The following is a 14,817-nucleotide window of genomic DNA, read 5'->3' as shown; positions in this document are numbered from 1 at the left end:
TAATACTTTAGCGCCCGGCCTTCATCCTGTAGGTCGGGCGTTATTTATTGATCAGGAGAAGGGCGCAGGCGCCAACCGCCAGTATGGTGCCGGAGATCTTGCCAATCAGGGAAACCGAGCCTTTGCGCCGCAGGATTTCCCGCGCGCCGGTAGCAGCCAGCACCCAGACACAGTCCAGCAGCGGGGCCAGAACGGCAAACACAATCGATAGCGTGATCAACTGCGGCATGGCAGGCATATCAGGCGAGATAAACTGCGGGAAGAATGCTGCGAAAAACAGAATGGCCTTGGGATTGGTTGCTGCTACAGCAATGGCTGCCTTGAAGGCTTTTGCCGGCGTGCGCTCGACCACAATCCTTTTAGGGTCGTCTCCGCTGTCATTTTTTCTGAAAGACTTAAAGGCCAGATAAGCAAGGTAGGCAGCGCCGCCATAGCGCACAGCAGTCAAGACGTCATCTGACAGAAACTCGATGATGGCGGAAAATCCAAGCAGATACACAGCAAGCATCACAATACCGACAACTTCGGCACCAGCCACGACGGCAAACCCATGCTTGGGGCTCTCGTTCAGCGTTTCGGCGACAATCAGACTGACAATCGGCCCCGGAGTGAGTACCAGGAGCGTCACAGCACCAACAAACAGCCAGAAAAGAAGGGGGTCAACAGGCAAAGCCATAACAAAAAGTTCCTCGACAGCGTCTGAATGTGCTCTAAATGGCACTTGGCCCTTGTTTTTTTGGGCAGTTTCGGGAATGTTGCTGGCAAGCAACGATATTGCAAGACTTTTTCTTGGGGAGTAGCTGTGACCAAACAGCGAATAGGCGTATATCCAGGCACGTTTGATCCAATCACCAATGGGCATCTTGATATCATCAAGCGCGGTTTGCGCCTTGTGGACAAGATGGTTATCGGTGTCGCAACCAACCCCAGCAAGGACCCGCTCTTCACGCTTGAAGAGCGCGTTGAGATGGTGGATTGCGGTGCACGGCCACTGGCGGAAGAGGCTGGTGTGGACTTTGAAGTCGTTCAGTTTGACGAACTTCTGATGCATTTTGCCGAGCGCGTGAACGCTTCCATCATCATCCGCGGCTTGCGCGCCGTGGCTGACTTTGAATATGAATTCCAGATGACGGGCATGAACTATCAGATCAACCCGGACATCGAGACCGTATTCCTGATGGCAGACCCGCGCTACCAGACAATTGCCTCACGCCTTGTCAAGGAAGTCGCGCGTTATGGCGGCAAGATCGAAAGCTTTGTTCCCGCTGATGTGGCTGCAGCCGTTGTGAAACGGGTTGCCGAATCCAAGCGGGCGCAATAGGTCAGGTTTCAGCGAATAGAAGTATCTAAAATGAAACGTATTCTTATTTTACTAGCAATGATGGTGGGCTTCATGAGCGACTCAAATGCAATGGAACTGGATAAAGAAAACACCCTTTATCTTGATTTGGAATCCGGTCGTGTGGTGATTGCCATGCGCCCCGACAAAGCCCCGAAACATGTGGAACGGATCAAGCAGCTGGTGCGTGAAGGCTTCTATGACGGCCTCATTTTCCACCGTGTGATCGAAGGTTTCATGGCCCAGGGCGGTGACCCGCTTGGCACCGGCACAGGTGGTTCCGGCCAGAACATTCAAGCCGAATTCAACGACCTGCCACATATGCGCGGTACGGTTTCCATGGCCCGCGCCGCATCACCAGACAGCGCCGACAGCCAGTTCTTTATCTGCTTCAACCGCTCTTCCTTCCTGGATGGTGAATATACCGCCTGGGGCCGGGTCGTGGCCGGCATGGAGCATGTTGATGCGATCAACCGGGGTGAGCCACCGGCCAACCCCAGCAAGATCGTTCGCATGCAGGTTGCGGCTGACGTCAAAGAATAAGTATAGCCATATGGCACGCAGGGAAGGCACCTCATTGGGGGTGCCTTTTTTGTTGCCGCTTGTCCTTTGTCTCGACTTCCGATAAAAGCCCGCCCCATGGATGTAGATGTTTTTGATTTTGACCTGCCGAAGGAACGGATCGCGCTTAGGCCTGTAGAGCCGCGCGATGCCGCACGCATGCTATTGGTCAACAACGGCACGCTTGTTGACGCGGGCGTCCGTGACCTGATCGACCAACTGACCGAAAAGGATGTGCTGGTCACCAATGATACACGGGTCATTCCAGGGCGTCTCACTGGAAAGCGCGGCGAAGCCAAGGTCGAGGTAACGCTCCATAAGCGGGAAGACGCCACCACCTGGCGCGTGTTTGCCAAGAACGCAAAGAAATGTCGGCTCGGCGACACGCTTGATTTCACAGGCCTTCAGGCAGAAGTGGTCCATGTCGGTGAAGACGGCGAGCGTACGCTGAAGTTCAATGTGGACCCGGCCGCCATGACGGCGGCGCTCGAGACCCACGGCGTGATGCCGCTGCCGCCCTATATCGCATCCCAGCGCGGCGTGGATGAGCGCGACAAATCTGATTACCAGACCGTGTTCGCCCGCGAAGATGGCGCTGTGGCCGCGCCAACAGCAGGCCTGCATTTCACGCCTGAGATGTTGGCGGCCCTGGACGCAAAAGGCATCAAGCGCCACACAGTCACGCTGCATGTCGGGGCAGGGACCTTCCTGCCCGTGAAGGCCGAGCGCACAGAAGATCACAAGATGCACAGTGAATGGGGCGAAATCACCCCCGAGGTTGCAGCGGCGCTTAATGACGCACGTGCGAACGGCGGCCGGATTGTTGCTGTAGGCACCACATCGCTCCGGCTTCTTGAAAGTGCGGCAACCGACGACGGTGTCATACATCCGTTCTCCAACGACACAGATATTTTCATCACGCCAGGATACCACTTCAAAGGCGTGGACCTCTTGATGACCAATTTCCATCTGCCAAAATCCACGCTTTTCATGCTGGTATCGGCCTTTGCTGGCCTTGAGACCATGAAAGCAGCCTATCAGCACGCGATTGCGGCCGAATACAGATTCTATTCCTATGGCGACAGCAGCTTGCTGTATCCCGAGAAAAGGTGATCCATGCGCGAACGCTTCAAATATGACATCCACGCCACCGATGGCGCAGCCCGGACTGGTACCATCCAGATGATGCGCGGCGACATCCGCACGCCCGCCTTCATGCCAGTGGGGACGGCGGGGACGGTTAAGGCCATGATGCCCGAAAGTGTCCGGTCCACCGGCGCGGATATCCTGCTTGGCAACACCTACCACCTGATGCTGCGCCCCACAGCTGAGCGCGTACACAAGCTGGGCGGCCTGCACAAGTTCATGAACTGGGACCGGCCGATACTGACTGACAGTGGTGGGTTCCAGGTGATGTCCCTGACGCAGCTGAGGAAAATGAGCGAAGAGGGCGTGACCTTCCAGTCGCACCTGGACGGCAGCAAGATTTTGCTGACGCCTGAGCGGTCCATGGAAATCCAGCGCCTGCTGGGGTCTGACATCATGATGTGCTTCGATGAATGTACGCCGTACCCCGCCACCGAAGACCAGGCCAGGCAGTCCATGGAGCTTTCCATGCGCTGGGCCCAGCGGTCCCGTGACGGGTTCGATAGCGGCACAGACCATGCAGCCCGCTCTGCACTCTTTGGCATCGTTCAGGGCAGTGTTTATGAAGACCTGCGCTTCCGCTCCATTGATGCGCTGCAGGAAATCGGTTTCGATGGCTATGCTGTTGGTGGCCTGGCCGTGGGCGAAGGCCAGGAAATGATGTTCCGGGTGCTTGATTTCACTATGCCACGCATGCCGAAAGAGACACCGCGCTACCTGATGGGCGTCGGCAAGCCAGACGACATTGTGGGTGCGGTTGAACGCGGCATCGATATGTTCGACTGCGTGATGCCAACCCGGTCAGGGCGCACAGGACAGGGCTTTACCTGGCGCGGTGCCATCAACATGAAGAACGCCCGCCACAAGGACGATATGCGTCCCATTCAGGAAGGCTGTGCCTGCCCGGCCTGTACGCAGTACAGTCGGGCTTATGTGCATCACTTGATCCGCGCGGGCGAAATCCTGGGTGCCATGCTGCTCACGTGGCATAACCTGCAATTCTATCAGGACCTGATGGCCGGCCTGAGGCAGGCAATCAGCGACGGCCGTTTGACCGAGCATGCAAACAATTTCCGCGAGACCTATGCCCTTGGGGATATTGACCCGCTTTAACTAGCGGACGACGACCGGTGAGTAGAATCTGAGCGACAAGTCATCGCTGCCGCATGCCGTCCGGGCCATGCGGGCCTTTGGTGCATCCCAGAAACTGATGACATCTTTAAGCACACACACTTTCTGGGCATGGGTAACGTGCCCAAGGGACCTGTAACGGCGCATTGCGTACTTTGACTTGGTCGCGAACGCAGCCTGGACCACATCTGGTGGCGTCACCGGGTCAAGCTCCCCACTTAAAACCAATGTGGGCACGTCGGGCAGCGAAGGCGTGTCGAAACGCGCAGGTGGCGTTACCCCCAATGATCGGCATGCATAGTCCTGGCGCCACGCCAGGTAGCTGAGGAACGGTGCCATATCCGGATGCCTGAGCTTGTCATCCTCCAGCGCCCTGTACATTTGCTGCATGGGAAGCTCGCGGCAGCGGATCAGGTGGTGCATCCCGGTGTTCAGGCCATCCCCTGGGTACAGAAGCTGATCCAAGAGCAGGCCGAAGCGTTCCCGCATATGGTCGGGGGACGCAACGATATAGGGCAGTATAGCGGCGCGGGCAGGAGACCTCAGCGCATGGAAACTACTGATCAGGAGCTGTTCCCGGGTTGGTCGGGCATAGGCATCAATCTGACCGGTCCTGATGTCCTTAAGCGCAACAGGCTCTCCCGTCACTGCGTTCTGGTTGGCAATGCCTTTCAGGAGGTCGCGCTCCAAACGCGTTCTTTTGCCCGGGCAATAGAAATGATCCCTGCAATAGCCGCTCAATGCCTTGAGCGCCGCATGAAAGTTCTCACCGGTGTGCCAGAAGCCCTCAACCCATGGCGTCTCTGGCGAATCTAACGTCTGTGTCAGTGTGGCGGCCGTATCGCGTGCGGCCAAGGCAAGCGCGACCCTGGCGCCATACGATTCGGCAAACAGATGCCAGCCCTCAATGCCCATATCTTGCCGCAGGCGCTGCAGTTGGATTGCGATGCTGTCAGTCCCGAGGGTATCAGCCACACCGGATGACAAGGTTTCCTGTATTTGCCCGAAACAGCGCGCCATTTTTTCGGCATGCTGTTCACGGCCGTAAATGACCGCGTCAGCTGGGTCGGGGGCGATGCCCCAAACTGCTTCTGCAGCATTGTCGCTGTGGCAGTCCAGTTGTTGCAGACCGTCCGCAACTGCAGGTACCAGAATCACGCGACCGGTGGATTTCGCCAAGGCCGTAAATCTTTTCCTCTGGGGCGCCACCAGGCTTCCAGGTCCACCCATCAGGTAAAGAACAGGCGCTTTTATTGTGTCGGTCGCTGTGTCCGGTTTGAAGAGATAGACATCAAGGAAGGATCCGGCGAACCTACATAACGCTTCTTCTGCGCTTTCTGCCAGAAAGCTACCGTCACATATCGTCGGTTCTGAACTTTCTTTTATGAGGGACGCGTTCGCTGGGCTGTAGAAAGCGCCTAGGAAAAACGTGATCGCTGCTGCTGTCGTTATAAATTTCTTCATGAAATTCAGCTTATCCTGCCTTTGAAATCGGCGCAATTCCGGGGTGCATAGAAGGGCTGTCAGAAAAATTTCATTTTAGGTGACACTTTTGCTTGACGGTCCGGAATGATGCCCCTATGTTCCGCCGCGTTCCCGGGGAAACACCTCGAGAGCGAATTTGTGAGGGCCCGTAGCTCAGCTGGTAGAGCAACTGACTTTTAATCAGTAGGCCACAGGTTCGAACCCTGTCGGGCTCACCAATTCCGAAAGGCTAGCGTGAAATATCGCTAGCCTTTTTTCGTTTCCGCCGTCACCACCTTCTTTCCCGCGAAATAATTGAAACTGCCTCGAAAAAGCCGCCTTTCTCGACTTGTATTTCAGGGGCAGGACAGCCTAAAGTCTAGACACACTTAATCACTCGGAAAAGGGAGCGGTATCACCGATGCAAACACGGCGTGTTTTGAAGTCTGTCCTGGGAGTTTTCCTGTCCTTATCTGTTTCACATGCCTGCCTCGCATCAGACGAAGCCGCACCGACCGCCGTTACAGAACCAGAACCTGCGCAGGATGCCGCCTTCAAGTCCTGGCTTGACGGTGTTCGCACCGAAGCGCTGGAGCGCGGCATCAAATCTGAAACCCTTGACCAGGTGCTGCCAACCATCGTGCCGGTTGAACGGGTTATCAAGCGCGACCGCAACCAGCCGGAAGTCAAGCAGACCTATGCCATGTACCTCAAAAGTCGCGTCAGCGACTGGCGCAAGGAAAAGGGCGCCTTGATGATGAAGGAGCATGCTGACGCGCTGCGATCCGCGGGCGAACGTTATGGTGTCCAGCCGCGCTTCATCGCAGCTATCTGGGGTATTGAGACCAATTATGGCACCGTGCCACTGAGCTATTCGGTGTTCGACGCCGTGGCGACACTGGCATACGACAAGCGCCGTGCTGCGCGGTTCCGCCGTGAGCTTTTCGCCGCTCTGGAAATTCTGGACAAGGGCTATGCCGATTTTGACCTGATGAAGGGGTCCTGGGCCGGTGCAATGGGTCAACCCCAGTTTATGCCGGAAAATTACCTGAAGTATGCCGTCGACCATGACGGCGACGGCCACAGGGACATCTGGACCAGCAAATCGGATGTGTTTGCATCCATTGCCCATTACCTGAAGTCATACGGCTGGCAGGATGACCAGACCTGGGGACGCAAAGTCAAGCTGCCAAAAGGCGGTGAAGCCAGCCTGCAGGGCACCCAGGCCGATGGCATCCAGCCTGACCGGTGGTGTGCCGCTTATAAAAGCATGGGCGTATGGCGTGACCTGCAGGAATGGCAGGAGCTGGGTGTCCGCCGCCTGAACGGCAAGGATTTGCCGCCGAGGTCTATCCCCGCTGCCTTGATTGTCGGCGACGAAGGGGATGATGAAGGTTATTTGGTGTACCGCAACTTCTGTTCGGTCATGCGCTATAACCCGTCCTTCAAATACGCTTTGGCTGTCGGGCTTTTGTCTGACGTAATCGCGAAGGACTAGCCACATGCGCAATCTTGTCCTTCTGATGATCCTGAGTGCTTTCCTGGCAGCTTGTTCTTCGTCCATGCGCCCGATTGGTCGCATGCCTCAGAACGACGAACTCCCACGCGGCAGCCAGGGAGTAGAGCGCAAGGTTGGCAAGCCATACAAGATTGCCGGTGTCTGGTACACGCCCGCTGAACAGCCGAATTATGACGAAGTCGGTTATGCGTCCTGGTATGGCCGGGATTTTCACGGCAAGAAAACGGCAAATGGCGAAATCTACAACATGAATGCGCTGACAGCGGCCCACAAGACGTTGCCACTGCCAACCTATGTTAAGGTCACGAACCTGGAAAACGGCCGAACGATCCTGCTGCGCGTCAACGACCGTGGACCTTTTGTCAAAGGCAGGATCATTGATATCTCCCGACGCGGGGCTCAGCTTCTGGGCTTCGACAAGCAGGGCGTCACGAAGGTCCGGGTTCAAGCCGTTGATGAGCACGGGCGCGTGCCAAAGCTGCCGCGAACCCAGACGGCCCGGAGTGACACCCCGGGAGACGCCCACTATATTCAGGTTGGTGCCTACAGCCAGCGAGAGAATGCCGAAATTCAGGCTGGGCGCCTGAAAGGCCGTGGCCATGACGCCCGGATTGAACAATCGGCGTCAAACGGGCGCATGCTTTGGCGTGTGCGGGTAGGGCCCTTTATTGAAATGCTTCTCGCGGAAGAGAAGCTTGACCGAATTGTAGCTGATGGGTTTTATGAGGCCCGAATTTTCACTGAATCGACGCGATGAGAGACAAGGGAAGGCAATGTTTAAAATGAAACTGGCACTAATCGGATTGACCATTTCAGCGCTACTGGCTTTTGTGCAGCCGGTATCTGCCCAGCAAATGGCGACCCCGGCAAAGCATGCCATCCTTCTTGATGCCTCAACCGGCAGCATCCTGTTTGAAAAAGACGCAGATGAACCTTTCCCACCTGCGTCGATGAGCAAGCTGATGACAGTCTATCTGGCGTTTGACGCCATCAAGCAGGGCACCATGCGTCTTGATGACAAGGTTGTGGTGTCAGACGAAGCCTGGCGCAACTGGAATAACCGTGGGTCCACCATGTTCCTGCGTGCCCGTGATGAAGTGACGGTTGCTGACCTGCTTCGCGGTATCATTGTGCTGTCAGGAAACGATGCATGTGTCGTTCTGGCTGAACATATGGCTGGCTCGCAAGAGGTCTTTGCCGACTGGCTGAACGCCAAAGCCACAGAGATGGGGCTCACGGGTAGCCATTTTGTCAACTCAAACGGCTGGCCGGCAGAAGGCCATGTGATGACCGCGCGCGATTTGGCGACCCTTTCAATGCATCTGGTTAATGACTTTCCGGACCTCTACCCAATGTTTGCCGAGCGCGAGTTTCTTTATAAAAACTTCGACAGCAACAAATATAACCGCAATCCGCTGCTGGGCCGCTTTGCCGGCGCTGATGGCCTGAAGACCGGCCACACGGAAGAAGCCGGCTACGGCTTGGCGGCATCTGCTGAACGTGATGGCCGCCGCCTGGTTCTGGTTGTTGCGGGTCTCAGCTCCATGAACGAGCGGATGCGCGAAAGCTCACGCCTTATGCAATATGGTTTCCGCAATTTCAGCCACTATCCGCTGTTCAAGGCTGGTGAAACCGTTGACTATGCCGAGGTTTGGCTGGGCGAAGACAAAACCGTTCCAATGGTTGTGGCGGAAGACGTAGCCCTGACCATGTCCCGCCTGCAGCGGGCCCAGATGAAGGTCAGCGTGGAATATACCAATCCAGCGCCCGCGCCGATCACGACGGGCGATAAACTGGGCGAGTTGGTTATCGAAATGCCTAACCGCCCGGGCCTGCGGGTACCGCTGCTTGCCGGACAGTCGGTTGAAGAAGTTGGTGGCCTTGGCAAGATCGGTGCAGCCTTTGAATATCTGATCTTTGGATCAGCTGGCGCGGAGCCCGGTAATTGATGGACGATATTTCGCCGAAATTTATCAGTTTCGAGGGCGGCGAAGGCGCAGGCAAGTCGACGCAGATTAAACTGCTGGCCAAATGGCTGACCGGCAGGGGCGTTGAAGTTGTCATGACCCGCGAGCCAGGCGGTTCCACTGGCGCCGAAGAGATACGTGAGCTGCTGGTAAAAGGCGAGACTGATCGCTGGACACCCATGAGCGAAGCGCTGTTGATGACCGCAGCCCGTGCCGAACACGTGGAACGGACCATCAAGCCGGCGCTCAAGCGCGGTGTTTGGGTGCTGTGTGACCGTTTCTTCGACAGCACCATTGCCTATCAGGGCGGCGCACGCGGCCTTGGCATCGACAAGATGCGGGAACTGCAGGATATGGCCCTGCATGGCCTGACGCCTGACCTGACCTTCATCCTGGACCTTCCTGTGGATGTTGGCCTGGCACGCGCTTGTGGCCGCGAGGCGTTGCGCGAAGACCGGGAAGACCGGTTCGAGCGCATGAATTTTGCGTTTCATGAAAATATCAGGGATGCGTACCTCAAGATTGCAGAATCTGAACCAGATCGCTGCGTGGTGATTGATGCCAACCGGGATATTACGACGCTGCAGAATGATCTGCGGGCCGAAGTGAACCACAGGCTTGTGGGCATGAAATGAGCGAAGAAGCCGCCATATCGCGCCATCCACGCGAAACCACAGCGGTTTTCGGGCACGAGGCCGCAGAACGAGAGTTCCTGTCTGCCTTCAACGCGGACCGTCTGCACCATGCGTGGCTGATTACCGGGCCAAAGGGCATTGGCAAGGCCACGCTGGCCTGGAAATTCGCCAAGTTTCTGCTGACACAGGCCAATGCAGATGCTGGGCCGGGCCTGTTCGGTGACGATCTCCCTCAAGAAGCCACCACATTGGATGTGGACCCGGAAAACCCTGCAATTCAGCGTATTCTGTCTGGCGGGCACGGGGGTGTCGCCATTGCGGAACGGACAGAGAATGAGAAAACCGGCAAGCTGCGCAATGATATCGTCATCGACGATGTTCGCAAACTGACAGGCTTCTATTCCCAAACCGCCAGCGAAGGCGGGTGGCGTGTCGCGATTGTCGACGCGGCCGACGAAATGAATGCCAATGCGGCGAATGCGCTTCTGAAACTTCTTGAGGAACCTCCTGCCAAATCCATATTGCTTCTGGTCGCCCATTCACCCGGCAAACTGTTGCCGACAATCCGGAGCCGCTGCCGCACCCTGAAGCTGAAGGCACTTGGGGAAGAAAGCGTGAAGGCTGTTCTGGTATCCCGCTACCCGACGCTGGGGAGTGAAGACCTGAACGCGTTGGCGCGGCTCTCGGGCGGGGCGCCAGGCAAGGCGATCGAACTGGCTGAGCTGGGCGGCGTGGGCCTATACCGCGATATGGCTTCACAATTGGTGCGCCTGCCGCGTCTCAATATCCCGGATGTTCATGCGCTGGCGACCCGCCTGGCCAACCCAAAGGCGGACGCAGAATACCGCCTGTTTGTCGAGATGTTGCTCGGCTGGGTGGAGCGCCTTGTGCGCCAAAGTGCAAGCGGCGTTGGCATAAATGACATCATGCAGGGTGAAAGCGCTGAAATGGCCCGAATTTCTGCTACTGCCGGGCTTGATAACTGGCTTGACCTGTGGGAAAAGATGGGCCGTTTGGTAAGCCGGGCTGACGCCGTAAACCTTGACCGCAAGCAGGTGATTGTAAACCTGTTCACGTCTATCGGCGCTTTGGCACGCGGCTAAGCCGATTTTATTTTATTCAGATACGAGAATGATATGACCGACAGGCCGTCCTATTACGTTACGACGCCAATCTATTATGTGAATGACGTTCCACATATTGGCCACGCTTATACGACCCTCGCTTGCGACATGCTGGCGCGGTTCAAGCGACTGGACGGCTATGACGTCATGTTCCTGACAGGCACGGACGAACACGGCCAGAAGATCGAACGCTCCGCGGAAAAAGCCGGTGTTGACCCACAGGCTTTCTGCGACCGGGTCTCGGACCGTTTCAAAGAACTCGCGGCCGCCATGAATTTCTCGAACGACCAATTCATCCGCACCACAGAAGACCGCCACAAGAAAGCCGTGCAGCACCTTTGGAAGGTCCTTGAGGAAAAAGGCTTCATCTATGAAGACAGCTATTCCGGCTGGTATTCCGTGCGCGACGAAGCATTTTACGCTGAAAAGGAACTGACAGTCGGGGAGGGCGGCGAGAAGCTGGCCCCAACCGGCGCGCCGGTTGAGTGGGTTGAAGAGCCCAGCTATTTCTTCAAGCTTTCCGCCTTTGAAGACAAGCTCCTGGAGCTTTACGATACCCAGGAAGATTTCGTCATGCCGAAATCGCGCCTCAATGAAGTGCGCAGCTTTGTAAAAGGCGGCCTTGAGGACCTGTCGATCTCCCGTTCCAGCTTCAAGTGGGGCGTGCCTGTGCCTGGTCATGAAGGCCATGTGATGTATGTCTGGATCGACGCGCTGGCGAACTATCTGACGGCTGTGGGCTACCCGGACGAGGGCGCTGAGGCCTACAAGACCTATTGGCCGGCCAATGTTCATATGGTGGGCAAGGATATCCTGCGCTTCCACGCCGTATACTGGCCCGCCTTCCTGATGGCGGCTGACCTGCCGCTGCCAAAGCGGGTGTTCGCCCACGGCTGGTGGACCAACGAAGGCCAGAAGATCTCCAAGTCTCTCGGCAATGTCATCGATCCGTTTGAGTTGATCGACACCTATGGCCTCGATCCCGTACGCTTTTTCCTGATGCGGGAAGTGCCCTTCGGCAATGATGGCGATTTCTCCCGCAAGTCGTTTGTGCTGCGCTGCAACTCGGAACTCGCGAACGGTATTGGCAACCTCAGCCAACGCACGCTGTCCATGATCCATAAAAACTGTGATGGTGCCATTCCAACTCCAGGTGAATTAATCAGTGAAGATAAGAAGTTGCTGAGCGACATTGAAGCAACACTTGATGTTGTTCGCAGTCATATGGACAAGCAGGCCTTCAACTTTGCGTTGGAGGCCATTTTCGCCCAGGCCAGCGCGGCAGACAGCTATATTTCCGTGCAGGAACCCTGGAAACTGAAGAAGACCGACCCAGAGCGCATGAACACGGTTCTCTATGTGCTGGCAGACGCCATCCGCCAGATCGCCATTATGGCGCAGGCCATCATGCCGGAAAGCATGGACAAGCTCCTGAGCCAGATGAATGTGACTGAGCGCGGCTTTGACCAGATCGGCAGCACGCACCGGATTGCGCCTGGCACCGAAATTCCGAAACCAGAGGGCGTTTTCCCGCGCTTTGATCTGCCGGAAGAGGATGCAGCCTGATGGCTGACTATGGATATATCGTCGATAGCCATTGCCACCTGAACTACAAGCAGCTTCGCGAAGACGAAGCCGGTGCCGTAAATCGCGCCCGTGAAGCCGGCGTGGGCTGCATGCTGGCGATCAACACCAAACTGCGCGAGTTTGATGAAATCCGCGAGATTGCTGAGAAATACCACGATGTGTATGGCACCGTGGGCATTCACCCGCATGAGGCGGAGAACGAACCGGATGTTGCCGTAGCAGCGCTTGTGGAGCGTGCCCAGCATCCGAAAATCGTGGGTATCGGTGAAACCGGGCTCGATTATTATTACGACAATGCGCCACGCGATATGCAGCAGGTGAACTTCCGCGCCCACATCACAGCCGCGCGTGAAACCGGGCTGCCGGTGATCATCCACACCCGCGATGCGGACGAAGACTGTGTGGCAATACTCAAGGAAGAGATGGCCAAAGGCCCGTTCAAGGGCGTGATCCACTGCTTTACCGCCAGCCAGATGCTGGCAGACGCGGTTTTGGAGATGGGCCTTTATATCTCGATTTCGGGTATTGCAACGTTCCGCAGCGCCAAAGACCTGCAGGAAACGGTGAAAACCGTTCCGCTTGAGCGGCTCCTTGTGGAAACCGACGCGCCGTTCCTGGCCCCTGTCCCGCACCGCGGCAAACCCTGCGAGCCCGCCTATGTGATGGATACAGCACGCTTTGTAGCAGAGCTGAGGGGGAATAGCTTCGAGGAGTTGCAGGAAGCCACTACGGCCAATTTCTTCAAGCTGTTCGATAAAGCCACGCCGCCAGAGCTGGCCCAGAGCGCGGCATGAAGCTGACCATTCTTGGCTGCGGCACGTCGGGCGGTGTCCCCAAGATGCCGGAACATTGGGGCGCCTGCGACCCCAAGAACCCGAAGAACCGCCGCCGCCGCGCCAGCATCCTGGTGGAGGAGGGCGACACAAGCATCCTCATCGATACCACGCCAGACCTTCGGGAGCAGGCGCTGTCGGCGGGCATGAAGCATGTCAGCGGCGTGTTCTATACTCACGATCATGCCGACCATACCCACGGCATTGATGACCTGCGCGGTTTCTTCCAGTCAACACGCCAGAAGGTGCCGGTTTATGGCGACGCCCAGACTATCGACACCCTGAAGCTGCGGTTCGACTATATTTTCAAAAGCCAGAACGGCTATCCCGCCATCTGTGCTGCAAAGACCATGTCGGGCCCCACGAAAGTCGGCAACATAACCATGACGCCCTTTGAACAGGGCCACGGTGCTGGCATCAGCCTGGGCTACCGGTTCGGCGATATGGCTTATTCCACCGACCTGGACCGCATGCCCGAATCCGCCTTCGAGGCTCTTGATGGCGTGAAGGTATGGGTGGTGGATGCGCTCAGGTATGACCCGCACCCAACCCACAGCCATCTGGCCCAAACGCTGGCGTGGATCGACCGGGTAAAACCGGAACTCGCCATCCTCACACATATGACCTGGGACATGGACTATGAGACCCTGAAGGCAGAACTGCCTGACGGCGTCGTGCCTGCATATGACGGTATGGTGATCGAGCGCCCTTAATGAGGGTCGGCCGGGATCCTGACGAAATCCGCCGAAAATCCAACAAGGCATTGTAAATGCTATATAATTTATAGATTACTTCAGTGCCTCAACATGCTTGGGGGCCCCGTGGAAGAACCCTAAAAGAACACCTTGGGAACAAAGCCCTTTTGACAATCATTGCTTCGGCTGTTGTCGCTTGTAGCTCGCTACCACCCTTTTTAGATTCTCTGAGGCAATCGGTGGTGGGTCGATAAGCGCTTCCACAAAGACCTTTCTATCTGCAGCACCTAGTTCCATCACTTCCTGACGGCCATTCTGCTCAAGATTCAAGCTTAAGATATTAACGTCGCGCATATATGTGTCCTCGGGAACGGCACTTAGCATATCATACCTCAACCACGACGTGGTGACCACCTCGGGTGTTGGCCTAGTGACCGGGTAGCTGCGAAAGTGGCCATATTTTGGAACAAAGGGCGTACAAATGCAATCGTGCCCTTTGTCGGCCTAGTAACCACGTAGCTGCAAAAACGGCCAACTTGGACTAATCGAATACTTGAGTTGGCCGAACGCTTCTAACTTCTAAATTCACAACAGTTTTCTCTTTTCAATCCACGCCAATGCTATTTCATCCATGGTCGTGGTGGGAATAGCCAACGTCACATTGGCATCTTTGTCCGGAAGCAGCTTCTCCACTGCAAACATGCTGGCACGTTCGATTTGGAGTTGGACATGTGTCAGCGGCTCCTCATCATCCAGGGCGATTTCCTCGAACAAATGATAGTCATCGCCGGAACAGATCGTTGATTTCGTGCTCAT

16 protein-coding genes and 1 tRNA gene are annotated in these 14,817 nt (G+C 56.4%); 13 read left to right on the top strand and 4 right to left on the bottom strand.

Going from position 1 to position 14,817, the window contains the following annotated elements; translation table 11 throughout:
- Nucleotides 1-40: 40 nt before the first annotated feature.
- A complete protein-coding gene (locus tag KORLAC_RS18685) occupies nt 41-676 on the bottom strand; it encodes a LysE family translocator (RefSeq protein ID WP_068306329.1) in 636 nt (211 codons plus the stop codon).
- A 126-nt stretch (nt 677-802) separates the two neighbouring features.
- On the opposite strand from KORLAC_RS18685, the gene coaD reads away from it, so the two are divergent.
- The 4 genes from coaD to tgt all read left to right on the top strand — a co-directional run bounded on the left by coaD (nt 803) and on the right by tgt (nt 4,159).
- The gene (gene coaD / locus KORLAC_RS10605; protein WP_068306328.1) at nt 803-1,321 is read left to right on the top strand and encodes a pantetheine-phosphate adenylyltransferase; all 519 of its coding nucleotides are present in this window, start codon (nt 803-805) and stop codon (nt 1,319-1,321) included.
- Nucleotides 1,322-1,393: 72 nt separating this feature from the next.
- Complete coding sequence (locus KORLAC_RS10600; protein ID WP_206594922.1) at nt 1,394-1,882, top strand: peptidylprolyl isomerase; 489 nt, start codon at nt 1,394-1,396, stop codon at nt 1,880-1,882.
- 96 nt (nt 1,883-1,978) lie between these two features.
- Nucleotides 1,979-3,013, top strand: a complete 1,035-nt coding sequence (gene queA, locus KORLAC_RS18810) for a tRNA preQ1(34) S-adenosylmethionine ribosyltransferase-isomerase QueA (protein WP_068306324.1) — start codon at nt 1,979-1,981, stop codon at nt 3,011-3,013.
- A 3-nt stretch (nt 3,014-3,016) separates the two neighbouring features.
- A complete protein-coding gene (gene tgt / locus KORLAC_RS18805; protein WP_068306323.1) occupies nt 3,017-4,159 on the top strand; it encodes a tRNA guanosine(34) transglycosylase Tgt in 1,143 nt (380 codons plus the stop codon).
- Here tgt and KORLAC_RS10585 read toward each other — a convergent pair whose 3' ends face one another.
- Nucleotides 4,160-5,641: an alpha/beta hydrolase gene (locus KORLAC_RS10585; protein WP_068306322.1), complete on the bottom strand. Its 1,482-nt coding sequence runs from the start codon at nt 5,639-5,641 to the stop codon at nt 4,160-4,162.
- Between the two features lie 163 nt (nt 5,642-5,804).
- On the opposite strand from KORLAC_RS10585, the gene KORLAC_RS10580 reads away from it, so the two are divergent.
- The 9 genes from KORLAC_RS10580 (at nt 5,805) to KORLAC_RS10540 (ending at nt 14,019) form a co-directional block, all read left to right on the top strand.
- Nucleotides 5,805-5,880, top strand: a tRNA-Lys gene (locus KORLAC_RS10580).
- Between the two features lie 182 nt (nt 5,881-6,062).
- A complete protein-coding gene (locus tag KORLAC_RS10575) occupies nt 6,063-7,139 on the top strand; it encodes a lytic murein transglycosylase (RefSeq protein WP_068306320.1) in 1,077 nt (358 codons plus the stop codon).
- A gap of 4 nt (nt 7,140-7,143) precedes the next feature.
- Complete coding sequence (locus tag KORLAC_RS10570; protein WP_068306318.1) at nt 7,144-7,917, top strand: septal ring lytic transglycosylase RlpA family protein; 774 nt, start codon at nt 7,144-7,146, stop codon at nt 7,915-7,917.
- Between the two features lie 16 nt (nt 7,918-7,933).
- Entirely contained in the window at nt 7,934-9,109 is a 1,176-nt protein-coding gene (locus KORLAC_RS10565) for a D-alanyl-D-alanine carboxypeptidase family protein (RefSeq protein WP_068306316.1), read from the top strand.
- The gene (gene tmk, locus KORLAC_RS10560) at nt 9,109-9,762 is read left to right on the top strand and encodes a dTMP kinase (RefSeq protein ID WP_068306311.1); all 654 of its coding nucleotides are present in this window, start codon (nt 9,109-9,111) and stop codon (nt 9,760-9,762) included. The genes KORLAC_RS10565 and tmk overlap by 1 nt, the downstream gene beginning before the upstream one ends.
- Nucleotides 9,759-10,865 (top strand): DNA polymerase III subunit delta', encoded by a 1,107-nt coding sequence (locus tag KORLAC_RS10555; RefSeq protein ID WP_068306307.1) that lies wholly within the window; start codon nt 9,759-9,761, stop codon nt 10,863-10,865. The genes tmk and KORLAC_RS10555 overlap by 4 nt, the downstream gene beginning before the upstream one ends.
- A gap of 33 nt (nt 10,866-10,898) precedes the next feature.
- The gene (metG, locus tag KORLAC_RS10550; RefSeq protein WP_068306304.1) at nt 10,899-12,452 is read left to right on the top strand and encodes a methionine--tRNA ligase; all 1,554 of its coding nucleotides are present in this window, start codon (nt 10,899-10,901) and stop codon (nt 12,450-12,452) included.
- A complete protein-coding gene (locus tag KORLAC_RS10545) occupies nt 12,452-13,267 on the top strand; it encodes a TatD family hydrolase (protein ID WP_068306301.1) in 816 nt (271 codons plus the stop codon). The genes metG and KORLAC_RS10545 overlap by 1 nt, the downstream gene beginning before the upstream one ends.
- Nucleotides 13,264-14,019: an MBL fold metallo-hydrolase gene (locus KORLAC_RS10540; protein WP_068306295.1), complete on the top strand. Its 756-nt coding sequence runs from the start codon at nt 13,264-13,266 to the stop codon at nt 14,017-14,019. The genes KORLAC_RS10545 and KORLAC_RS10540 overlap by 4 nt, the downstream gene beginning before the upstream one ends.
- A gap of 156 nt (nt 14,020-14,175) precedes the next feature.
- Here KORLAC_RS10540 and KORLAC_RS10535 read toward each other — a convergent pair whose 3' ends face one another.
- Nucleotides 14,176-14,355, bottom strand: coding sequence for a hypothetical protein (locus tag KORLAC_RS10535; protein WP_068306293.1), 180 nt, complete (start codon nt 14,353-14,355; stop codon nt 14,176-14,178).
- A 231-nt stretch (nt 14,356-14,586) separates the two neighbouring features.
- Entirely contained in the window at nt 14,587-14,817 is a 231-nt protein-coding gene (locus KORLAC_RS10530) for a hypothetical protein (protein ID WP_068306289.1), read from the bottom strand.

The organism is Kordiimonas lacus (assembly GCF_001550055.1).
GTDB lineage: Bacteria > Pseudomonadota > Alphaproteobacteria > Sphingomonadales > Kordiimonadaceae > Kordiimonas > Kordiimonas lacus.
This window is presented reverse-complemented; position numbering and strand designations above follow the sequence as displayed.